A 22,230-nucleotide genomic window follows, 5' to 3' on the forward strand; every position below is an offset into this window, starting at 1 on the left:
CCGGGCGTCAATTTCTCGCGAAATCGCCGCGCCGCTACGGCGTGGTGCCGAACCCCGACCACCCACGCGAGGGATCGGGGCGGCGGGGTCCTGTCAGAACGTCGGAGGAGTACGTCCGACGATCTCTCCACCACGGTCGATCACGATCACCTCGACCTCCACGGCCGAGCCGCGCAGTGTTTCCAGGGCCACTTCGCGTGCGTGCCGAGCCACGACGTCCCCCAGCCGGAAATTCTCGGCGAGGGCCGCTTGGAGCGCGTCGAGGGCGGTGTTGGCACCGGCCACGCGTTCGGCCAGTTCCGCGCTGCCGCCCTCCTGTCGCACCAGGCGGGACAACTGCGCGAAGTTGACCTGGGAACGCTTGGAGTGCAGATCCAGGTGGCCGTCGGCGAGCTTCGCCATCTTGCCGATGCCGCCCGCGATCGTCAGCCGGGCCACCGGGTGTCTGCGCAGGTACTTCAGTACCGCTCCCGCGAAGTCGCCCATGTCGAGCAGCGCCTCGTCGGCGAGTCCGTAGAGCTCGACTACCGTGCGCTCGGAGGTGCTGCCGGTGCATCCCGCCACGTGTTCGAGTCCCTCGGCGCGGGCCACGTCCACTCCCCGCCGGATGCTGTCTATCCACGCCGAGCACGAGTACGGGATCACCACTCCCGTGGTGCCCAGGATCGACAGTCCACCCGTGATTCCCAGCCTCGGGTTCCAGGTGTGTCTGGCCAGCTCCTCGCCGTCCTCGACGGATATCTCGACCACCACGTCACCGGAATCGCCGTGTCTCCCGGCGAGCTCGGTTACCGCTTCGGTGATCAGCCTGCGGGGAACGGGGTTGATCGCGGGCTCACCGACCGCCAGCGGCAGGCCGGGCTTGGTGATGGTGCCGACACCGGCTCCGGCACGGAAGGTCACCCCGCTGCCCCGCTCACCACGGCTGACACGGGAGCGCACGACGGCACCGTGCGTGACGTCCGGATCGTCCCCGGCGTCCTTGACCACTCCGGCGAACGCCCAGCCCGGTCCGGACCGCTCCCGGGTGAGCGCGAAGGACGGGCAGTGTCCCTTGGGCAACCGCACCGGCACGGGGTCCGGGAAGTCACCCGTGAGCAACGCCGTGTAAGCGGCTGTGGTCGCGGCCAGGGCACAGGCTCCGGTGGTCCAGCCGTACCGGAGCCCACCCGACTGCTCGGCGCTTTCGTTCGCCACGGCAGAATGCACTCCAACGGGTTCGATTGGTCGTCCTGACGGAAGAGTTCGCGGTCACCGATCCGGAGCCCGAAGGAGCCCGGGACTTTCAACGGCCCGACCGCACCGGCGAACCCGACCCTACGACCGGCCCCGGTCCGCCCGCGGTGGGAACCCCGAAACCGCGATCCCACCGACGTTTCGGCTCCGGGCACGGGCCGTCGCCGGGAGTCCGCATTCGAATTGAGGTGTAACGATGAGTCCGCGTGTCCTCGTTCTGGGCGGCACCGGCGAGGGTAGGCGACTGGCCGAACAACTCGCTCACCTGGGATTTTCGGTGGTGTCCTCGCTCGCCGGCCGTGTCCGCGAGCCGAAACTGCCCGCCGGTGAGGTCCGGATCGGCGGGTTCGGCGGCCGGGAAGGACTGGCCGAATACCTCCGCGGGGAACGGATCGGGATCGTGGTGGACGCCACCCATCCGTTCGCCGCGCGGATGACCGAGAACGCGGTCTCGGCCACGGAAACCACGGGAACCGAGCTGCTGGTGCTCCGGAGAAGGGCGTGGTCGCCGGGACCGGACGACGAGTGGCACCAAGTGGACTCGCTGGCCGAGGCCGCCGAGAAGGTCGGCGAACTCGGGCGGCGCGTGCTGTTGACCACCGGGCGCCAGGAGCTGGGGTGCTTCGCCGCCGCGCGGGACAACTGGTTCCTGGTACGCACCGTCGACGAGCCCGAACAACCGCTGCCGCCGAACATGACCACGCTTTCCGCGAGAGGACCGTTCGACACCGCCTCCGAGTTGGAACTGCTCCGAGCACACCGGATAGAGGTAATCGTGAGCAAGAACAGCGGAGGCGACATGACCGAGGGGAAGCTGAGCGCCGCACGCGGGCTGGGGCTGCCCGTGGTGCTGGTGCGACAGCCGGACCTCCCGCCGGCACCCGTGGTGCACACCGTGGAGGAGGCACTCACCTGGTTCCGGGAACGCGGTTATCATGCCGGATAACGGCGTGGCGTGAACACGGTCGTACCGTCCGAGCGCTCGACGACCCTGCTGGTGGAGGAGCCGACCAGCAACAGACAGCGCATGTCGACCTGTTCCGGATCCAGCTCGTCGAGCCGGACGATCCGAACGTCCTCCTCCGCACCTCCGATGTCCCTGCCGATCACCACCGGTGTGTCGGGAGCACGGTGCCGGAGCAGTGTGTCGCGGGCCGCACCGACCTGCCAACGCCTGCTCGCGGACGCCGGGTTGTAGACGGCCATCGCGAGATCGGCACTCGCGGCGGCCTCCAGCCGCTGTTCGATGACGCTCCACGGTTTGAGCCGATCGGACAGCGAGAGCACGCAGTAGTCGTGGCCCAGCGGCGCCCCCGCTCTGCTGGCCACCGCCTGCGCCGCGGTGAGCCCGGGGAGTACGCGGACGTTCACGTGCTCGTAGGCAGGATCGGCGGCCGCCTCCAGCACGGCGCTCGCCATCGCGAAGACCCCTGGGTCGCCGGACGAGACCACGACGACCTCGCGCCCGGTGGCGGCGAGGTCCAGCGCTGCCGCGGCCCGCTCGGCTTCGACCCGGTTGTCCGAGGGGTGCTTGCGTTGGCGCGGATTGGTCGGAATCCGGTCGAGGTAGGGACCGTAGCCGACGAGATCGTCAGCGGCGCCGAGCGCCGCCTGTGCCTCGGGAGTCGTCCACTCCCGCCCCGCGGGGCCCAATCCGACCACGCTGAGGCCGCCCGAGCTCGAGCCGGTTTCGCTGCCGGTGTCCTCGTGGGCCGCGGTGGTGCCGGTGGTCTCCCCCACCGGGCTGGGCAGCAGTGCCAGCGAGAAGTAGGGCACGCTTTCGGGATCGACGTCGCCGAGCTTCTCGACTCGTTGGCGGCGTGTGCTGGCGCGTTCCACGTAGTAGGCACTGTCGAGACAGCCGGCCTTGTCGAAGGCCTCCCGCACTCCCTCGAAGGTCCGCCCCAGTTTGAGCACGGCGGCGGCGTCGGTGTCCCGCAGTCGCTCGGCCAGGGCGTCCGGGTCCAGGGTGCCGGGCAGTACCGTTAGGACCTCGTCGCGTTCGGCGAGTGGTCGTCCCAGTTCGGCCGAAGCGGCGCTGACCGAATTGACGCCTGGCACGACCTCCGTGTCGAACCGTCCCGAGAGCCGTTTGTGCATGTGCATGTAGGAGCCGTAGAAGAACGGATCGCCCTCCCCCAGCAGTGCGACGTCGCGACCCGCGGCGAGGTGAGTGGCCAGCCTGCCCGCGATCTCGGTGTAGAACTCGTCGATCGCGCCCTGGTACCCCCCGGGGTGATCGGTGGTCTCGGTGGTGACGGGATACACCAGGGGTTCCTCGATCTGGTCACCGCGCAGATAGGGCTCGGCGACCGAGCGGGCGATGCTGTTGCCGTGCCTGGCGCTGTGATAGGCGACCACGTCGGCCTCACCGATCAGACGTGCCGCCTTGACCGTGACCAGTTCCGGATCACCGGGGCCGAGGCCCACTCCGAACAGTCGGCCGGGCAGGGGGGCGTTGCTGTGTTGGCTGCTCACTCTTCCTCGCTCGCGATCGCGTTGATGGCGGCGACCGTCATCGCACTACCGCCGCGCCTGCCGTGCACCACCAGGTACTCGGGACAGCCGGGGTGCTCCTCCAGCGCCTGTTTGGACTCGACCGCACCGATGAACCCGACCGGAATCCCCAGTACCGCCGCTGGTGTTCCCGCCCCCTCCTCGATCAGCTCCAGCAATCGGAACAAGCAGGTGGGCGCGTTGCCGATCGCGACCACGGCTCCGTCGAGCCTGCCGCGCCACAGTTCCATGGCCGCCGCGCTGCGGGTGGTCTCCAGCTGACGGGCCAGTTCCGGGACCCGTGGGTCGGACAGGGTACACAGGATCTCGTTGGCGGCGGGCAACCTACGGCGCGTCACCCCCGCGGCCACCATTTCCGCGTCGCACAACACCGGAGCACCGGCAGCCAGCGCGTCGCGCGCGACACCGACCGCTCCGGGGGAGAAGGCGAGATCGTCGACAAGGTCGACCATGCCGCAGGCGTGGATCATGCGCACGGCCACACCGGCGACGTCCGACGGCAGCTCGTCGAGACCGGCTTCGGCGCGGATCGTCGCGAAGGAGCGCCGGTAGATCTCCTTGCCGTCCCGGATGTATTCGATCACCGGTTGTCCTCGTCACCCGTTTCCTGCTGGTTGTCCTCGTGTCCGTTCCCGGGCTCGACGGTGCTCGCACCGACGTGCCGGGCACGCCGGACGGCCTCGGCCACCTCGTCCGTCCCCGCCTCCGTGGCCCAGGTGTCGGTCCCGGACTCCGTGGTGGAGCTGACCCGGTATCCGGAGGGGCTCGCCAGCACTTCCACCACCGGACCGCGCGGAAGCCCGCAGCGGCGCGAGCAACCGGCCCAGTGCACCGGCAGGACACCGGCATCGGTGCCTCCGGCGTCCGCCGCCTCGACATAGGCCAGACCACGCGCGGCGTCCCGGTGGACGTCTGCCAGGGACTTGGCACAGCCGGGTTCCCCCGCACAGGCGGTCGCGCCGTTGAACGGCGAGGCTGTTTCGACGATCAGACCACACGAGTGCAGCGCGGAGAGCCACGTCGAACACTCGTCTTCGGCGACGCCGGGTACGACCACCGTCCGCCAGGGCGTCAGTCGGACGGTACCCGACGCGGCTTCGGCCGTTCGTATGATGCAACGCAGCTGCGCCGGGGACAAGCGCCCCAGTGGTGCTCCCACGCCCAGGGCTACCCGCCCCTCGGAGCGAGCCAGCTCACCCACAGTGGGTCTTTCCTGGGAATTCACCCGCTCGGTGAACGAGGTGGGGGGCCGCGATGTGACATCGGCAACGGATCCCGACCATCGCTCCACACGAGCACGAAGCGCGTCGGTCAACTCATCCAGTGTGTCCAACTCGGCCACTCGCCACGCGGCGGCACCGTGCCGTTCCCGCACGGCGAGGAACTCGCACGCGGCCATCACCGCGGCGGCGGGCGCCGAGTCGGGCGGGACCCGCACTCCCGAATCGGTTCCCGCCAGCAACAGGGCGACGTTGTCGGAGGACACCGGCAGCAGTCCCACGTCGGCACGCAGCCGCGCCAGATCACCGCTGCCGTCGTCGACGGTGAACAGGAACCTGCCGGACAGTTCGGCCAACGCGGGCTCGGCGCACAGCAGTGCGTCGAGTTCCGCGGCGAGCCAACGCACCGAGCGCAGTCGGCCGCGCCCGTCGAGTCCCGCGTAAGGGGCGGCGATGATGTTGCGCACCCGCTCGTGGGTCAACGAGGGCAGCAGACCGACTTCGGCCAGCAGCCGTCCCAGCTCTTCGGGGGCTTCGACACCGCGCAGCTGCAGGTTCGCACGCGAGGTCAGCTCGACCGTGGAGTTCCCCAGCTCCACGGCCGCCTTCGTCAGGGCGCGCAGCCCGCGGGTCTCCAGCCGACCACCGGGAACCCGGATCCGCGCCAGCCCACCGTCCGCGGCCTGATGAACCCGGAGCGCACCGGGGCAGGCATCGGCTCTGTCTCGGTCGACGCTGTAGTTCTCGGACACTCCGGGGATGCTACGGGCCGCACCACTGTGCGCCGCGACACGATGGCGGCCTGGGGTGTGCCCGCGGCTTGACGAGGGATCCGCACGTTACCGAAACTGGAGCTCGTATCTGCGGTGGATCATGGAGGAAGCCGGTGCGAGTCCGGCGCGGTCCCGCCACTGTCACCGAGGAGCGAACTCCGTGGACGGTCACTGTCTCGTGGAGATGGGAAGACCGGAGCGAGCGATGATCCGGGAGCCAGGAGACTCCGACCACCGCCACCACTGAAAAGGGGCGAGGACCCCTGGGAAGGTTACTGATGCGCCGTTCGAACGCGCGTGCATCGCGCGTCCTGTCCTGGTCGGTCCCCCCGGTTTTCGACGCCGAGGAGCCAATCGCATGATCCTGCTGCTGTCAACTTCCGACACCGACCTACTCAGCGCACGGGCCAGCGGCGCCGACTACCGGCTCGCCAACCCGGCCCGGGTCGGTGCGGACGATCTCCCCGGACTGCTGGACGGCGTCGACCTCGTCGTGGTGCGGCTGCTCGGCGGCCGCAGGGCGTGGGAGGAAGGACTCGACGTCCTGCTGAACGGGCCACGCCCGGTGGTCGTACTCGGCGGGGAACAACAGCCGGACGCCGAGCTCATGGAGTGCTCGACGGTTCCGGGCGGCGTGTGTGCCGAGGCGCACGCCTACCTGGCGCACGGCGGCCCGGAGAACCTGACCCAGCTGTTCCACTTCCTGTCCGACACCGTGCTGCTTACCGGGCACGGGTTCGCTCCGCCCGCGGAAACCCCCACCTGGGGCAGGCTGGAGCGCACGCCGGGTCGGCAGGAGGGTCCCACCGTCGCGGTGCTGTACTACCGGGCGCACCACATGGCGGGCAACACCGCGTTCGCCCACACCCTCTGCGACGCGATCGAGAACGCGGGCGGACAGGCCATGCCGCTGTTCTGCGCCTCGCTGCGCACCCCCGACCCGGAACTGCTCGAAACGCTGCGCGGCGCGGACGCCCTGGTGGTCACGGTGCTCGCCGCGGGGGGCAGCAAGCCCGCGGTGGCCACCGCCGGTGGTGACGACGAGGCGTGGGACGTCGGCGCGCTCGCGCGACTGGACATCCCGATCCTGCAAGGGTTGTGCCTGACCAGCAGCCGCGCCGCCTGGGAGGAGAACGACGAGGGACTGTCCCCGTTGGACATGGCCACCCAGGTCGCGGTTCCGGAGTTCGACGGCAGGCTGATAACGGTACCGTTCTCGTTCAAGGAGAACGACTCGGAAGGACTGCCGGTCTACGTCGCCGACAGCGAGCGCGCGGCGCGTGTCGCCGGGATCGCGGTTCGACACGGGAGGCTGGGACACATCCCCGCCGAGCGCAAGCGCCTCGCGTTGATGCTCTCGGCCTACCCCACCAAACACGCCAGGGTCGGCAACGCAGTCGGCCTGGACACCCCGGTGTCCGCGGTGCGGATGCTGCGCTCGCTGCACGAGCACGGCTACGACATCGGCCCGGCGGAGGGCCCGGACGCCCTGCCCGGTGTCGAGGCGCAGGACGGCGACGCGCTGATTCACGCGCTGATCGCGGCAGGCGGACAGGACCGCGACTGGCTGAGCGAGGAACAGCTGGCGGGCAATCCGGTACGCATCCCCGTCGGGCGCTACCGGGAGTGGTTCGACTCGCTTCCCGAACAGCTGCGCACCGACATCGAACAGCACTGGGGACCACCGCCCGGTGAGCTGTTCGTGGACTACTCGCGGGACCCCGAGGGTGAGATCGTGCTCGCCGCCATCAGGGCGGGCAACGTCGTGCTGATGATCCAGCCGCCACGTGGCTTCGGGGAGAACCCGATCGCGATCTACCACGATCCCGACCTGCCCCCGAGCCACCACTACCTGGCCGCCTACCGGTGGCTCGTCGACGACTTCGACGCGCACGCGATGGTGCACCTGGGCAAGCACGGCAATCTGGAGTGGCTCCCGGGCAAGACGGCGGGCATGTCGGCGGCCTGCGCCACGGACGCGGCGATCGCCGACCTGCCGCTGATCTACCCGTTCCTGGTCAACGATCCCGGTGAGGGAACACAGGCCAAGCGGCGGGTGCACGCGACCCTGGTGGACCACCTGGTTCCTCCGATGGCCCGCGCCGAGAGCTACGGCGACATCGCACGACTGGAACAGCTGCTCGACGAGCACGCCAACATCACGGCGATGGACCCGGCCAAGCTGCCCGCCATCCGCAGCCAGATCTGGACGCTGATGCAGGCTGCCAAGCTGGATCACGACCTGGGGCTGGCGGAGCGCCCGCACGACGCCGAGTTCGACGACATGCTGATGCAGGTCGACGGTTGGCTGTGCGAGGTCAAGGATGCCCAGATCCGGGAAGGGCTGCACGTGTTCGGGGATCCTCCCGCTGGGGAGGCCCGGGTCGGCCTGGTGCTGGCGATGCTGCGGGCACGGCAGATGTGGGGTGGCCGGCAGGCAGCGGTTCCGGGGCTGCGAGAGGCGTTGGGACTCGCGGAGGACGGTTCGGAGGCCCGGGAACGGGTGGACGACGTCGAGGAGCGGGCTCACTCGCTGGTGGCGGCCATGGAGGAACACGGCTGGCGGAGCGAGAAAGTCGAGGAAGCCTGCCGTGCGGTGCTGGGCGAGGTGCCGGAACGGGTTCCCGAGGTGCTGCGGTTCGCCGCCGCGGAGATCGTGCCGCGACTCGCGGCCACCACCGACGAGATGGACTCGACGCTGCACGCGCTGAACGGCGGGTACATCCCCTCCGGGCCGAGCGGCTCCCCGCTGCGCGGGCTGGTGAACGTACTTCCCACCGGCAGGAACTTCTACTCGGTGGACCCGAAGGGCATTCCGAGCAGGCTCGCCTGGGACACCGGCTACGCCATCGCCGAGTCGCTGCTGCAGCGCTACCGCGAGGACAACGGTGAGTGGCCCGACACGGTGGGACTGTCGGTGTGGGGCACCAGCGCGATGCGCACCTCCGGTGATGACATCGCAGAGGTGCTCGCGCTGATCGGTGTCCGTCCCACCTGGGACGACTCCTCGCGGCGGGTCAACGGGCTGGAGGCGATCCCGCTCGACGAGCTCGAACGGCCGCGCGTCGACGTCACGGTGCGCATCAGCGGCTTCTTCCGGGACGCCTTCCCGCACGTGGTCAACCTGCTCGACGACGCCTTCCGGATGGTCTCCGAGCTGGACGAGCCCGACGAGTGGAACCACGTGCGGGCGCACACCAGGGCCGACATCGCCGAGCACGGCGACGAGCGCCGCGCGACGATGCGCATCTTCGGTTCCAAGCCGGGTGCCTACGGTGCGGGCATGCTGTCGCTGATCGACAGCCGCAACTGGCGCGACGACTCGGACCTCGCCGAGGTGTACACGGTCTGGGGTGGTTTCGCCTACGGCCGCGAGCTGGACGGTGTCGAGGCGAGGTCGGACATGGAGAGCGCCTACCGCAGGATCTCGGTGGCGGCCAAGAACACCGACACCCGGGAACACGACATCGCCGACTCGGACGACTACTTCCAGTACCACGGTGGGATGGTCGCCACGGTCAGAGCGCTGACCGGCGAATCCCCCGCCGCCTACATCGGGGACAGTTCGCGTCCGGACTCGATCCGGACTCGCTCGCTGCACGAGGAGACCTCGCGGGTGTTCCGTTCCCGTGTGGTCAATCCCCGCTGGGTCTCGGCGATGCGCCAACACGGCTACAAGGGGGCCTTCGAGCTCGCGGCCACGGTGGACTACCTGTTCGGCTACGACGCGACCACCGGCGTGGTCGGCGACTGGATGTACGAGAAGCTCGCCGAGACCTACGTCTTCGACGAGCAGAACCAGAAGTTCCTCACCGAGTCGAACCCGTGGGCGCTGCACGGGATCGCCGAGCGACTGCTGGAGGCCGCCGACCGCGAGCTGTGGGCGGAACCGGACCCCGAAACGCTGCGGGGGCTGCGTGAGGTCTACCTGCAGGTGGAAGGTGACCTGGAGGACGGTCCCGGCGGGAACTGACACCGACGCTCGTCGGCGTCGATTTCGCGCGAAATCGACGCCGACGAGCGGTCGGGCGGAATCAGCCCACCGGCAGGGCCCGATGTTCGGGGGCCAGCCCCGCCACCGGACCGACGACGATCACGGCGGGCGGCTTGACCTCGGAGTTCTCGACGTCGTCGGCCACTTCGCGCAGGGTGCTCCGCAGCGTCCGCTGCGTGTGCATGGTGCCTTCCTGTACCACCGCGACCGGCGTTTCGGGGCTCCTGCCGTGTTCGAGCAGCACGTCGGCGAACTCACGGATCCGTTTGACGGCCATCATCAGCACCAGCGTCCCGTTCAACCGGGCGAGGGCGGGCCAGTCCACCAGGGACTGCTCGTCGTTCGGCCCCACGTGCCCGGAGACCACGACCACCTCGTGCGCCACCCCGCGGTGGGTCACCGGCACGTCTCCGATAGCCGGCGCCGCGAACGCACTGGTTATACCGGGTACCGCGGTCACCGCCACCCCTGCCTCGACGCAGGCCAGCAGTTCCTCGAAGCCCCGTCCGTAAACGTAGGGGTCGCCGCCCTTCAGCCGCACCACGAAGTTGCCCGCCGTGGCGCGTTCGATCAGCAGCTTGTTGATGACTTCCTGGTTCGCCGCGCGCCCGTAAGGGATCTTGGAGGCGTCTATCACCTCGACGTCGGGGGAGAGCTCCTCCAGCAGTTCACGCGGCGCGAGCCGGTCGGTGATCACCACGTCGGCCCTCCCCAGCAGCTGACGGCCACGAACCGTGATCAGGTCGGGATCCCCCGGACCACCGCCGACCAGGGCGACGCCGGGTTCCGGTGGTTCGGCACGCTCTTCGACCTGTCCGGTACGCAGCGCCTCCAGCAGCGCCTCCTTGACCACGGCCGATCTCCGGTGATCCCCACCGGCCAACACTCCGAACAGCAGTCCGTCGTGTTCCGCGACGGCGGGGGTGACCGCGGTGCCTCCGCTCGCGTCGTCCGCGCGCACGCAGAACACCCGGTCGCGCTCCGCCTCGGCGACGACCCGCTCGTTGACCTCGGCGCTGGAGGTGCAGGCCACCGCGTACCAGGCCCCGTCCAGATCTCCCTCGGTGTACCGCCTGCGGTGCCACACCAGCTCTCCGGCTTCGGCCATGGCATCAACGGCGGGAGTGGCCTCCGGCGATATCACCACGACACTTGCCCCGGCCTTGAGCAGCCTGGGGACGCGGCGCTGTGCCACGGTTCCGGCTCCGACGACCACCACCCGCCTGTCCTGCAGATCGAGTCCGGCGAAGTAGTGGTGCTGGCTGTGCGAGGTCATCTGGATAGTCGTTCCTGTCGGGTCACACCCCCGGCGACATCGGCGGGGTCGGTTCGAGACTGTCGCTGCCGCTGGTATCCGTCACTGGTGAGCACGCACGGCTTCGTGCGGCTTGGGAACGGACAGCTTCCACCAGAGCGCGGCGCCTCCCCATACTGCCATGAAGGCCCCGAGCGTCAGATACCCGAGAAGCTCGAAGTGATCCCCGCTACCCGCGACGATCCCAGCCACCGGGATACCGAGCCCCGAGAGCACGCCCGCGAGCACTACCACGCCGATGATCGGTTGCTCGCCGTGGAGATCCCACGACCGGGAACATTCCGGACGTGCTCGTGCCCGGCCCCGCCGTTGTGACGGGGCCGGGCACGAGCACGTGGACAGACAGCCCGGGCGGTCACCGACCGAGGACGGTGCGCAACGCACCGAGCAGCATCTCCACCCGGTCCAGCCGCGCGTTGTTGCCCATCAGGCCGATACGCCAGACGCTGTTGGCGAACGGTCCGGCACCGGCACCGATCTCGATGCCGTAGTCGGTCAGCAGTTGCTTGCGCACGTCCGCCGAGTCCACCCCTTCGGGCACCCACACGCTCGTCAACTGGTGCAGCCTGTTGCCCTCCGGAGCGAACAGCTCGAGCCCCATCCGCCGCAGACCCTCCTGCAGCGCCTCGCCCGCCGCACGGTGGCGCTCGGCGACCGCGGGCATCCCCTCGTCGAGCACCCGGCCGAGCGCGGCGTGCAGCGAGGCGACCATCGCGGTGGGCGCGGTGTGGTGGTAGGCGCGTCCGCCGGAGGCTCCTCCGGTCACGTAGTTCCCGATGAGCCCGAGGTCCAGGTACCAGGTGGTGGGGTTCTCGACCCTGCGCTGCCAGGCGCGCTCGGAAACCGTGAACGGCGCGAGCCCCGGGGGGACCCCTAGGCATTTCTGCGTACCGGCGTAGGCGATGTCGACGTTCCAGGCGTCGAGGTCGATCTGTTCACCGGCGATCGAGGTCACGCAGTCCGCCAACAGCAGGGTGTTGCCGCCACGGGAACGCAACGCCTCGCCGAGGCGACCGATATCGCTGCGCACACCGGTGGAGGTCTCGGCGTGCACGGCTGCCACCAGCGCCGGGGAGGGATGGGCCTCCAGCACGCGCTGGACGTCCACTGGCTCTCCCCATTCGTGGTCGACACGCACGACCTCCGCTCCGTAACGGCTCGCGACATCGCACATGCGTTCGCCGAACAGACCGTTGACGGCCACTACGACCACGTCACCAGGGCGCACGAAGTTGACGAAGGCGGCTTCCATGCCGATGGAGCCGGTACCGGAAAGCGGAAGCGTCCGAAGGTTTCGGGTCCCCCAGACCGACCGCAGCCGTTCCCCGGTGTCGTCGAGCAGCTTCAGGAAGTCCGGGTCCAGGTGGCCGAGCAGCGGAGCCGCCAGGGCCGCGGTGGCCTCCGGATAGGTGTTCGACGGCCCGGGGCCGAGTAGAGAGCGTTCAACCAGTGCCATGACGCCCAGCCTAGGCATACCGTCCCAGCGCAGCGGGCCGTACCCACTTGACGCGGATCTGACCTGGGCACGCCGGATTCCATGCAACGGAAACAAGATTCCACGAGCGTGCTCACACGAACTGTTGACAATGTCACATCCTCGAGAAATCCACGGAAACCGCGGCGCGACACTCCGGAGAAACCGGAAGCGCGGCGCTGAGCGGCGAAAACACGGCCGGGAAAAGAAAACACCACCGCACACCCCCAGTGGTGCGGTGGTGGGCGTGGTCGGTTCACCCGTAAGGCTGTTGGCAACCACGCAAGCCGAAGTTTTCTCGCATATAGCTTGCAGTACTGTAATGTAGCTTCACTCGATACAGTCAAGATCTATCGATAAATCGGCCTAATAGTCGGCAAATCACTCACTTTGCGTAGCCGATTTGGCGCGGCTGTGACACGCGGTGCGTCGAACGGGGAGCACGGTGACCGCCCCTGGCCCGCTGCACGCGAGGATCAACGCAACCAGCGGAGCACCCTGCCGGGAACGACCGGTCGCAGCGCCCTCGGAGATCCAGTGGGGTTGGCCGCCGCGAGCGTGACACCGGCGGTGACGAACTTGGACAGCACCATCCGAGCCGTGCCGTCCCCGATCTCGGCGGCGGCACGCAGACATGCCGCTTCCGCGACGCTGGGGGTGCCGACCCGTTCCCCGACGGAATCGCTCGGATTGGGGACGATCGTCCCGGCGAGCGCTTCGGCCGAGTAGCACAGTAGCGGCAGCTCCCCCTCGGCCGCGAGCGACCAGTGCCGCGAGTGTCGCCGCAGCCCGGCACGCAGCGGTCCCGATTCCGCCGCACGATCGATCGTGGCCACCGCCCGAACGACGACGGAACCACCGGGAAAACACTCGTCCAGCCCGGACAGTGCTTCCGTCACGGCGGCAGCGGTCACACCGCTGGAAGCACCGATACCGATCACCAGAGCTCCGGGGACACTCACACGGCGTCCCCGTTGGGAAGCTCGGCGGACAGCAGCACCACCGGCTCACCCGCCGCCAATCCCGAAACGTCCTCCTCCGAAGTGACCATCCGGTTGGCGAAGAGCTGTACTCCCTCGACGTGGTAACCGGCGTTGCGCAGCACATCCCTGTTCGCCGCGATCCGGTCCAACGTGTGCGAGGCGAGTACGACCCGACGCGCCCCCGCATGAGCGCAGGCGGTGAGCACTTCCGCGTCGTCGATCCCGACGAAAACCGAATCCGGCTTGGCGAGCCCACGCAACACCGCCGGCGCGGCACCCTCCTCGACGCGGACGTCCACCCCGTGAGCGGCAGCGTTGGAGACCAGCCTCACGACCTGGGCCTCATCGGACTCCACCGCGACGCAGGCCGCACCCATCCTGGCGCACTCCACCGCCACCGAACCCGAGCCGGCCCCCACGTCCCACACCAGGCTGCCGGGCCGGGGAGCCAGTCGCGCCAGCGCGAGCGCACGAACCTCGCTGGTGGTGACCGTCCCCTCCCGATGGGAGAACTCGTCCTCCGGAAGGGCCCACCGCTCCGGAGGCGTGGGCTCACCCCCGCTGTGCCAGCTACGTCCGGGAACGGCGTCCGGATCGTCCACGCAGCAGACGATGTTGGGTTCGAACCAGTTGCGCTCCGCCGCCTCGTCCGGATCGATCGTGGTTACACGCTCGTGCTCGCCCCCGAGATCCTCACCGACGATCATCGTGCGACGCCAACCACGCAACCCGGAGGCCAGTTGTGCCGGCCCGGTGTCACCACCGGTCAGCACCACCACGGTCGAACGCGCGCGGCAGATGTTGAGCGCACGGTGCAGTCCCCCGATGCGCGCGCTGACCACGCTGGCGTCCTCCCAGGAACGTCCCATGCCCGCGAGCAGTCGTTGCACGCTGGACAACGCGGGCAACACCGTGCACCGCACTCCCTTGTCGCGCAGTGCGCGAACGGCACCGAAGAAACCGGGGTCACCCGAGGCGAGCACCACACCGGTTTCCTCGGCGGTCAACGCGGAAAGCGCGCTCAACGCGGGCCCGAACGAACCGAGCTCGACCGTTCGCACCCCCTCCGGTGCGTGCACCCGCAAGTGCGGGGGAGCTCCCACGATCAGTTCCGCGGAGTTCAGCACCTCGGCCGCCCCCTCGGGCAACGGTCCACCGTCGATTCCGATAACCGTGACCGCCACGTCGCACACTCCGTCCGACTAGAGGTTGAGTTGGTCTCTCGCTGTGACTTCCTACTCGGTGGCGCGCCGCTTCCCGGAACCGGTACTCGACGAACCGCCCCTGTTCCCGTTCGTCGTGCTCTTCTGCTGCGACCTGGTTCTGGTGCCGCTCTTCGCCGTGTTCGACCTGCCACCGCCGGACTTGGTCGCCGAACTCTTGGAACCGGACTTCGCCGAGGTACCGGACCGTGAGTCGTTCTTGGCGGTTTTCGGGTTCGAGACGTCGACGGCCTCCGCCGCGCTCGACTCCTCGGCTTGTTCGCCCTTTTCGGCGCTGGACCGTTCCCGCGGATCCTCCTCGGACGCGACCGGTTCCTCGGCCGTTTCCCGTTCGGTACCGCTGGAGGAACCGTACGGTGCGGACTCCGCGTCGTCACGCCCACTCCCCTCGGGACCGGTCGCTCCGCGCTCCGCCGCCCCGGAGACCGCGTCGTCAACGGTGTGCGCTGGTTCGAGGCCCTCCCCTTGGGCGGGGTCGACGGAACCATCCGTCGCCGCCACGGCGTCCTCCCCCGTTCCGGACTCGACAGCACCCTGTTCGGTGGCCACGTCCCCCTCGGGGACCGTGAACCCCTCGGTGGACTGCTGCTCGGTCACGACCGAGTGCCGAACTCCACCGCGACCACCGGTCCGAACGGCGTCCCTGGTGTTCTGCTGCCAATCACGCACCGCCCACCAGGCGACGTCGGCGTCGGCACGCGCACCATCGCGTTGTTCGTCCGAACGGGGCTGCGGAAGCGGTCCGTCCGCACCGCCCTCGGCGTCACCCGAAGCACCGCGAGTTCCCGAACTCCGCTCCGTGCCCCGCCGCCCGGTGGAGTACCGAGAGCCGGAACCACCACGCCGTCCCGAAGTCGATTCCCCATAGCGACCGGTCCGCACCGCCTGCTCCCGCGTCCGCGCGGCGGAGTAGGACCGCGAACGGGTGACCTGCGACCGCAGCGCCTCGCCGACCAGGAAGAGCGTGTTCCGCCAGAGCCTGTGCTTCTTGACGACTCCCTCGAGCTCGCCGACGCTGCTGCGCAGCACCAACTCGTCGGAACACGTGACCTTGTAGGCGACCACGACCGGAACGTCGTCGTCGTAGCCCGCCGCGCGCAACCGCTCCACGAGTTGACCGGTGCGTGACGCGGAGACCGACAGCGCCATGGTCACGCCGTTCTCGGCGAACTCCCGCGCTTTCGCCGCGTCCGGAAGCGTATTGGATCGACCGTCCGGCCTGGCCACCATGAGGGGATACTCGTGTTCCGCACCGGTGAGTTCCCTGCCGACCGCGGCGGCCGCGGCGGTGTGGCCGGCAACTCCCGGAACCATCTCCACTTCCAGCTCCATGCGCGCGCAGGTGTCGTACTGCTGCTGCAGCGAACTCCAGACCACGGCGTCGCCGGAGTGCAGTCGCACCACTCGCAGGCGTTCCCGCTCCGCCCTGCGGTAGATCTCCTGAACCTCGCGCTGGTCGACCGCGGTGATGTCGAGCAGCTCCACATCGGCACGTGCGTGTTCCCGCACACCCTCGGGAGAGATCGTGCTCGGACTGCAGAGAACGATGTCCGCCTCGGAGATCCGACGCGCGGCGCGCAGTGTCATCAGATCGGCCGCACCGGGGCCCGCCCCCACGAAAGAGACCAGCCCGGTACGAGTTCCCGAAGTCATGCGATCGTTCTCCTCTCCCGCCTCACGCGGTGCAAGTAATACCACTGCGGACAATCGATACGCGCCGCACCCGGTACGGCCGTTCTCCCGCGTCGAGGCGGTCGAATCACCGGTGCACCGACGGAGGTCTCCGACTCGTCCCGCGGTCGCCCGTGGCGCAGACGAGCGGCACTCGGTTATGAAAACACCGCGCATCGATCGTCGACGCGACAGTGAAAAGCCACGACGCGTACTGATCGACCGTATCGCGACACCGCCGACGACACCGAGTGCACCGTTCCGGCCGCACACGGCACACGAACGGGAACAATCGTTCCAGAGTGGATCAAGCACGTCGGCCCTGCCCGGCCGACCCGACCGGGTAGGGGAAGGAACTCGAAGTAGATCCGCCGGGGTTTCCCCGTCACTTATTCACTCGAACGACAACCGCGGAGCGGAGAATCACGCCCGATCGGCGACCGTGGTGTCGTTCGGGACCGGTTTCACCGAGCGTGCCGTCAGCGGGAGCACTCCCGCACGAACCGCGCGATCGCCCCGGGTATCGCGACCGGGTGGGTGTGGAGGTAGGAAGCGTGCAGCCTGTCGCGCACGAACCCCTCGGTAACCACACCGTCGTCGCGCCAGAACCAAGCCGGGTTTTCCCCGGCCTTCCGGGTGAGCACGGTGCGGTGGAACTCGTGCCCGGAGACCCGGCTGCCCTCGTGGAACAGCACCGAGTCACTCGCCGCCACCGCCTCCCGGTAGCCGAGCGTGAGCCGAGGGGACATCCGCGCGTCGACGTCCAACACCCCGCACAGCGGATATCCGTCCAGACTCCGCGCCAGGTACAGCAGGCCCGCGCATTCGGCGTGCACCGGCAGGCCGTCGGCGACACGGCTCGCGATGTCGTGACGCAGCCCCTCGTTCGCGGACAGGTCCGCGACGTACTGCTCCGGGAACCCACCGGGCAGAATCAATCCGCTGGTGCCCGCTGGCAATCGCTCGTCCCGCAGCGGATCGACCACGGTGACCTCCGCACCCGCGGCTCGCAGCAGTTCGACGTGTTCGGTGTAGCCGAAGGTGAACGCCGATCCACCCGCCACCGCCACCCGAGGCGACCCCGCCGTCAGCTCGCTGTCACCGATCGCGGTTTCGGGGCGCCACGGCTCGACGGACATTCCGGAAGCCGAAGCGGCGAGTGCGGCCACCGCGTCGAGATCGACACCCGAGGCGACGATCCGCGCCATGCCGGCGACGGCGTCATCGGCCCGCTCGCCGTGCTCGGCTGCGGTGACGAGGCCGAGGTGGCGCGAGGGCACGTGCAGCTCGTCGGCACGGGCGAGAACACCGAGCACGTTGATCCCCACGGAGCGCGCGGCCTCCCGCAGAATCCCCTCGTGCCGAGCCGAACCGACCCTGTTGAAGATCACACCTCCCAGCCGCAGTCCCGGTTGGAAAGCACGAAAACCGTGCAACAACGCGGCCACGCTCTGACTCTGCCCCTTGGCGTCCACCACGAGCACCACCGGAGCGTCCAGCAAGGAGGCGACGTGAGCCGTCGAACCGTAGGGCGGCACTTCGTCCACGGAACCGAGCCTGCCGTCGAACAGCCCCATGACACCTTCGACGACGGAGAGGTCCGCCCCCTCGGCACCGTGGGCGAACAACGGGGCGACACGACTCTCCCCGACCAGGACGGGGTCGAGATTACGACCCGGTGCACCGGTGGCCACGGCGTGATACCCGGGGTCGATGTAGTCGGGCCCCACCTTGAAGCCCGCCACCTTTCCGAGTCGCTCACGCAGCGCCGCGAGCAGTCCGGTCGCGACGGTGGTCTTGCCGTGTCCGGAGCCCGGAGCCGCGACCACGACGCGCGGGCGAGCGGCGCCGGTCACCGTGGCCGAAACCGACCGGCTCACCACTCGATCCCCTTCTGCCCCTTCTGGCCAGCATCCATCGGGTGTTTGAGCTTGCCGGTCTCCAGTGCCAGATCGGCGGCGTCGAGCAACTGCTGCGGAGCACGCCTGCCGGTGATCACCACGTGCTGGAATCCCGGGCGCTGCCGCAGGGTTTCCACCACTTCCGCCACGTCGACCCATCCCCAGTGCAGCGGGTAGGTGAACTCGTCGAGCACGTAGAGGTCGTGCCTGCTCTGCTCGATCCGGCGGGCGATCTCGTGCCACCCCTCCAACGCGGCCTCGGCGTGATCCTGCTCCGTGGAGCGTTTGCGGGTCCAGGACCACCCCTCACCCATCTTGTGCCACTCGACCGGACCGCCCTCGCCGGTCTCCTCGTGCAACCTGCCGAGCGCCCGGAAGGCCGACTCCTCGCCCACCCGCCACTTGGCCGACTTGACGAACTGGAAAACCCCGATGGACCAGCCCTGGTTCCAGCCGCGCAACGCCATTCCGAACGCGGAGGTGGACTTGCCCTTCATGTCACCGGTGTGCACCGCGAGCAAGGGACGGTTGCGACGCTGCCTGGTGGTCAACCCGTCGTTCGGTACGGAGTTCGGTTGTCCCTGTGGCATAGCAGGATCTCCAAGCGAGTACGGTCGTTCGCTTCCACGACCCGAGCGAGGGGCGTGGACAGCGGGAGGGTGTGAAGTGGGTATCACGGTCGCGTGCGGAGGGTTCGGGGCGGCCGAACCACGAGCGGACACCGGTCTCGTCATCGGATGGCGGGTAACGCGCCTCGTCCACGAACCGCGCCTCGTCCACGGACAGCGAGAGAACGCCCTCGCACTCAACCGGCCTGGGGGTGCCGGGAGCGCGAGGGCGCTTTGGTCCACCCCTGGGGGTCAGGTGGACACCACGCATTGTATCAGCAATCGCCTCCACACCGTGCACGACGGTGCGCTCCCGACGGAACGGAGTCACGCGAGCACCGCACCGGCTTCCCGTGCGGCGCGCACGACTCCGGCGACGTTGTCCGCGGAGAGTTCCTCCAACCGCAGGTTGGGCGCTCCGAGCACGTGCGCCAGTCGATCGGCCATGCCGAGACGCACCGGCCCGTTCTCGCAGTCCACCACCACGGAGGCCACGCCCATCTCGTTGAGCAACGCGGCCGAACGCATCGCGTCGTCCACGGCGCGACGGCTACGCGTGGCGGCGTTGCCCGCGGCGTCGACGCCCACAGTGGCCTTACCGTCGGTGAGCACGACCAGCAGGGGGCGACGCTGCGGATCACGCATCCGCTCGGTACGGATCACCTTGCGAGCCGTGAGCAGCCCACCCGCCAACGGCGTCTTGCCGCCGGTCGGCAGCCTGCGCATGCGAGTGGCAGCGGTGTCCACCGACGAGGTCGGTGGCAGCGCGATCTCGCCGTCCGCCCCCCGGAAGGTCACCACTCCCACCTTGTCCCTGCGTTGGTAGGCGTCGCGAAGCAGTGCGATGACCGCACCGCTGACGGCGGACATCCGCTCCCTGGCAGCCATCGACCCCGAGGCGTCCACGGCGAAGAGCACCAGATTGCCCTCGCGTCCTTCGCGTACGGAGTGGCGCAGATCGGTGGCGTGCAGCCGCAGGCCGGGTCCGGAACGTCCCCGGGAACGCTGGTGTGGCGCCGCGGCGGCCAACGTGGCGGGCAGGTGAACACCGTGACCGTCCACCGCGGACGAGCGCACGACCTGGCCGGTACGGGAACGCGACCGCGAACGCCGTCCCGGCGCGCCTTCGCCGAGGCCGGGAATCTCCAGCAACCGAGCCCGGAACGTGGTGTCCGACGCCTCGGAAGTCCGCTCTCGTGGGGCTTCACCGGAGCCGTCGGAACCGTTCCCGTCCGAACCGTTGGCAGTGTTACCGGCGGCATCCTCGTCGGAAGGCGGCCTCCCCTCGGCCCCTCCCGAGGGGGTGTTGTCGGGTCCCTCGGGACCGTCCGGAGCGCCGGTGCCGCCACCCCCGGAACCGTCCTCGTCGTCGGGGCCGTCACCGGGGCCTTCGTCAGGGCCGCCATCGGGGCCGTGCTCGGAATCGTTCGGCTCGGAAGCACCGTCCGAATCGGACGTGACCGAGTCCGCCGAGGCCTCCTGCCGCTCGGCGTCCTGTTCGGCATCGTCCAGGGCCTGTCGCAACTGCTGCTCGTCCATCCCCGGCTCGTCGAACGGATCGCGCCGTCGGCGGTGCGGCAGCGCCAGCCTCGCCGCGGCTTCCACATCCGCCGCGGCGACAGCGTTCACTCCCCGCCAGGCCGCGTGCGCGACCGCGGCACGCGCCAGCACCAGATCGGCGCGCATACCGTCCACCTCGAACGAGGCACACACCGACGCGATCCGGCGAACCTCGGAGTCCGGCAGCTGGACGGAGTCGACCCGGGAGCGGGCATCGGCGATGCGTCGCGCGAGCTCGGCGTCCTCCTCCGCCCATTCCTTCGCGAACCCGACTGGATCGGCCTCGAAGTGCAGTCGACGACGTACCACCTCGGTACGCGTGTCCACCTCGCGCGAGGCGGCCACCTGCACGGTCAGCCCGAAGCGATCCAACAGCTGGGGACGCAGCTCACCCTCTTCCGGGTTCATGGTGCCGACCAGCAGGAACGACGCCGCGTGCGACAGCGAGACCCCCTCACGCTCGACGTGGGAGCGGCCCATGGCGGCGGCATCGAGCAACAGGTCGACGAGGTGATCGTGCAGCAGGTTGACCTCGTCGACGTAGAGCACCCCGCGGTTGGCCGCGGCGAGCAGCCCGGGCTGGTAGGCGCGGACTCCCTCGGTCAACGCGCGTTCGACGTCCAACGATCCGACCAGGCGGTCCTCGGAAGCCCCCACCGGGAGTTCCACGAGCCGGGCGGGACGACGAGCACCGGCCGTCGCCTCGTCGTGCGGCCCGTCGGGGCAGTCCGTGTCCGGCTCGGCGGGATCACAACCGAAGCGGCAGTTCTCGACGACGTCGAGAGCGGGCAACAGGGCAGCGAGCGCACGCACGATGGTCGACTTCGCGGTGCCCTTCTCGCCCCGCACCAGCACCCCGCCGATACGCGGGTACACCGCGTTGAGCAGCAACCCCAGTCGCAGATCGTCGTGCCCGACAACCGCGGAGAACGGGTAGCGCACGGTGGACTGTGCCGATGTGGCAGCGGTCATCGCTGGTATTCCTTCCTAGGGTCTCGGACGCCCCTGGTTGCGGAACGCAGCAACGGCAGTGTCCTGACTCCCGGATCGACGCGCTTCTCCGGCCTTCCCGGGTGATTCCCGGTGGCCATTCGTTGGAGAACCGCTCCCCGGTCACAGTGGCGCCGGCCGTGCCGGATTCACACCGGCTTCCTGACCGTTGCTCGCTTGGACCACGTCGCATCCTCGCAGAAGCCCGTTCGGGCACCAAACGTCGTGCCCTATCGCGTTACTCCCGTCACTGTCGGGTCCCGATGCATGTCGATGTGCGGTATCCCGTCCTCCTCGTAGGGCTCGCCGTACTCGACGAACCCGAACGACCGGTAGAACCCCGCCGCGTAGGTCTGGGAGGAAAGCACCGCGTACGACTTGCGGACCTCGGCGACAGCGGCACGCATCAGTTTCTTGCCGAGACCCATTCCCCGACCGGAGGGGGCGGTGCACACCCGTCCGATCCGGAAGGAGCCGTCGGGTTCCTCGAGCAGTCGCAGGTATCCGAGCACGCCGGAATCGGCGGAGTCGATCCAGAAGTGGCGGGTCGCCCCTTCGAGATCACGACCGTCGAGTTCCGGATAGGGGCAGTGCTGCTCGACGACGAAGACGTCCACGCGCAGCCGCAGCATACGGTAGAAATCCTCCGGGGCGAGATCGGCCGTGTAGGCGCGCTGCACCGCGGTGGCGAGGGGATGCGGGTTCACCCTCCAGTACCTATCACACCGTCGCGTGGTCCCGAGCGGTCGTGGCGTGCGGAGTCGG

At 69.2% G+C, this 22,230-nt stretch carries 16 protein-coding genes and 2 riboswitches; of the genes, 2 read left to right on the forward strand and 14 right to left on the reverse strand.

All coding sequences use genetic code 11. The features are described 5' to 3' along the window. Positions 1-93: 93 nt before the first annotated feature. Positions 94-1,197, reverse strand: a complete 1,104-nt coding sequence (locus BM394_RS11965) for a cobalt-precorrin-5B (C(1))-methyltransferase (RefSeq protein ID WP_092977705.1) — start codon at positions 1,195-1,197, stop codon at positions 94-96. Positions 1,198-1,432: 235 nt separating this feature from the next. Between BM394_RS11965 and BM394_RS11970 the strand changes: the two genes are divergently transcribed. Then, positions 1,433-2,182, forward strand: a complete 750-nt coding sequence (locus tag BM394_RS11970; protein WP_092977707.1) for a cobalt-precorrin-6A reductase — start codon at positions 1,433-1,435, stop codon at positions 2,180-2,182. On the opposite strand, the gene BM394_RS11975 is transcribed toward BM394_RS11970, so the two are convergent. Genes BM394_RS11975 through cobG form a run of 3 tightly spaced genes read right to left on the reverse strand, consistent with a single transcriptional unit; the run spans position 2,170 to position 5,725 of the window. Then, a complete protein-coding gene (locus tag BM394_RS11975; protein WP_092977880.1) occupies positions 2,170-3,687 on the reverse strand; it encodes a precorrin-2 C(20)-methyltransferase in 1,518 nt (505 codons plus the stop codon). The genes BM394_RS11970 and BM394_RS11975 overlap by 13 nt on opposite strands. 23 nt (positions 3,688-3,710) lie before the next feature. Next, on the reverse strand, positions 3,711-4,337 hold the full coding sequence (locus BM394_RS11980; RefSeq protein WP_092977709.1) for a precorrin-8X methylmutase: 627 nt from the start codon (positions 4,335-4,337) through the stop codon (positions 3,711-3,713). Next, positions 4,334-5,725: a precorrin-3B synthase gene (gene cobG, locus BM394_RS11985; protein WP_092977711.1), complete on the reverse strand. Its 1,392-nt coding sequence runs from the start codon at positions 5,723-5,725 to the stop codon at positions 4,334-4,336. Before cobG ends, BM394_RS11980 begins: the two co-directional genes overlap by 4 nt. Before the next feature lie 90 nt (positions 5,726-5,815). Continuing rightward, positions 5,816-5,989: riboswitch (cobalamin riboswitch) on the forward strand. Positions 5,990-6,104: 115 nt separating this feature from the next. Between cobG and cobN the strand changes: the two genes are divergently transcribed. Beyond that, on the forward strand, positions 6,105-9,719 hold the full coding sequence (cobN, locus tag BM394_RS11990) for a cobaltochelatase subunit CobN (RefSeq protein WP_092977713.1): 3,615 nt from the start codon (positions 6,105-6,107) through the stop codon (positions 9,717-9,719). A 61-nt stretch (positions 9,720-9,780) separates the two neighbouring features. On the opposite strand, the gene cobA is transcribed toward cobN, so the two are convergent. The 10 genes from cobA to BM394_RS12040 form a co-directional block, all read right to left on the reverse strand. Beyond that, positions 9,781-11,016: a uroporphyrinogen-III C-methyltransferase gene (gene cobA / locus BM394_RS11995; RefSeq protein ID WP_092977715.1), complete on the reverse strand. Its 1,236-nt coding sequence runs from the start codon at positions 11,014-11,016 to the stop codon at positions 9,781-9,783. Between the two features lie 81 nt (positions 11,017-11,097). Further along, the gene (locus BM394_RS12000; RefSeq protein WP_217643459.1) at positions 11,098-11,289 is read right to left on the reverse strand and encodes a hypothetical protein; all 192 of its coding nucleotides are present in this window, start codon (positions 11,287-11,289) and stop codon (positions 11,098-11,100) included. Between the two features lie 121 nt (positions 11,290-11,410). Beyond that, positions 11,411-12,511: a pyridoxal-phosphate-dependent aminotransferase family protein gene (locus BM394_RS12005; protein WP_092977717.1), complete on the reverse strand. Its 1,101-nt coding sequence runs from the start codon at positions 12,509-12,511 to the stop codon at positions 11,411-11,413. A gap of 494 nt (positions 12,512-13,005) precedes the next feature. Then, positions 13,006-13,491, reverse strand: coding sequence for a cobalamin biosynthesis protein (locus BM394_RS12010; RefSeq protein WP_092977720.1), 486 nt, complete (start codon positions 13,489-13,491; stop codon positions 13,006-13,008). After that, entirely contained in the window at positions 13,488-14,696 is a 1,209-nt protein-coding gene (gene cbiE, locus BM394_RS12015) for a precorrin-6y C5,15-methyltransferase (decarboxylating) subunit CbiE (protein WP_092977882.1), read from the reverse strand. The genes BM394_RS12010 and cbiE overlap by 4 nt, the downstream gene beginning before the upstream one ends. A gap of 51 nt (positions 14,697-14,747) precedes the next feature. Continuing rightward, complete coding sequence (locus BM394_RS12020) at positions 14,748-16,388, reverse strand: SAM-dependent methyltransferase (RefSeq protein ID WP_175530067.1); 1,641 nt, start codon at positions 16,386-16,388, stop codon at positions 14,748-14,750. A 497-nt stretch (positions 16,389-16,885) separates the two neighbouring features. Then, a complete protein-coding gene (locus BM394_RS12025) occupies positions 16,886-18,289 on the reverse strand; it encodes a cobyrinic acid a,c-diamide synthase CobB (protein WP_092977724.1) in 1,404 nt (467 codons plus the stop codon). Beyond that, on the reverse strand, positions 18,283-18,897 hold the full coding sequence (gene cobO, locus BM394_RS23350) for a cob(I)yrinic acid a,c-diamide adenosyltransferase (protein ID WP_092924513.1): 615 nt from the start codon (positions 18,895-18,897) through the stop codon (positions 18,283-18,285). Before cobO ends, BM394_RS12025 begins: the two co-directional genes overlap by 7 nt. 345 nt (positions 18,898-19,242) lie before the next feature. Next, positions 19,243-21,447: a VWA domain-containing protein gene (locus tag BM394_RS12035; RefSeq protein WP_092977726.1), complete on the reverse strand. Its 2,205-nt coding sequence runs from the start codon at positions 21,445-21,447 to the stop codon at positions 19,243-19,245. Positions 21,448-21,483: 36 nt separating this feature from the next. Further along, a riboswitch (cobalamin riboswitch) is annotated at positions 21,484-21,652 on the reverse strand. 43 nt (positions 21,653-21,695) lie between these two features. Beyond that, a complete protein-coding gene (locus tag BM394_RS12040; RefSeq protein ID WP_175496692.1) occupies positions 21,696-22,172 on the reverse strand; it encodes a GNAT family N-acetyltransferase in 477 nt (158 codons plus the stop codon). Positions 22,173-22,230: the final 58 nt, after the last annotated feature.

The sequence above is a fragment of the Actinopolyspora lacussalsi subsp. righensis genome (genome assembly GCF_900116555.1).
GTDB classification, from domain to species: domain Bacteria; phylum Actinomycetota; class Actinomycetes; order Mycobacteriales; family Pseudonocardiaceae; genus Actinopolyspora; species Actinopolyspora lacussalsi.

Bases quoted from the DNA above. Each gene is read 5' to 3' on its own strand.
- BM394_RS11970 (WP_092977707.1), top strand. From the start codon at position 1,433: ATGAGTCCGCGTGTCCTCGTTCTGGGCGGCACCGGCGAGGGTAGGCGA.
- cobN (WP_092977713.1), top strand. From the start codon at position 6,105: ATGATCCTGCTGCTGTCAACTTCCGACACCGACCTACTCAGCGCACGG.
- cobA (WP_092977715.1), bottom strand. From the start codon at position 11,016: ATGACCTCGCACAGCCAGCACCACTACTTCGCCGGACTCGATCTGCAG.
- BM394_RS12005 (WP_092977717.1), bottom strand. From the start codon at position 12,511: ATGGCACTGGTTGAACGCTCTCTACTCGGCCCCGGGCCGTCGAACACC.
- BM394_RS12020 (WP_175530067.1), bottom strand. From the start codon at position 16,388: ATGACTTCGGGAACTCGTACCGGGCTGGTCTCTTTCGTGGGGGCGGGC.
- cobO (WP_092924513.1), bottom strand. From the start codon at position 18,897: ATGCCACAGGGACAACCGAACTCCGTACCGAACGACGGGTTGACCACC.
- BM394_RS12035 (WP_092977726.1), bottom strand. From the start codon at position 21,447: ATGACCGCTGCCACATCGGCACAGTCCACCGTGCGCTACCCGTTCTCC.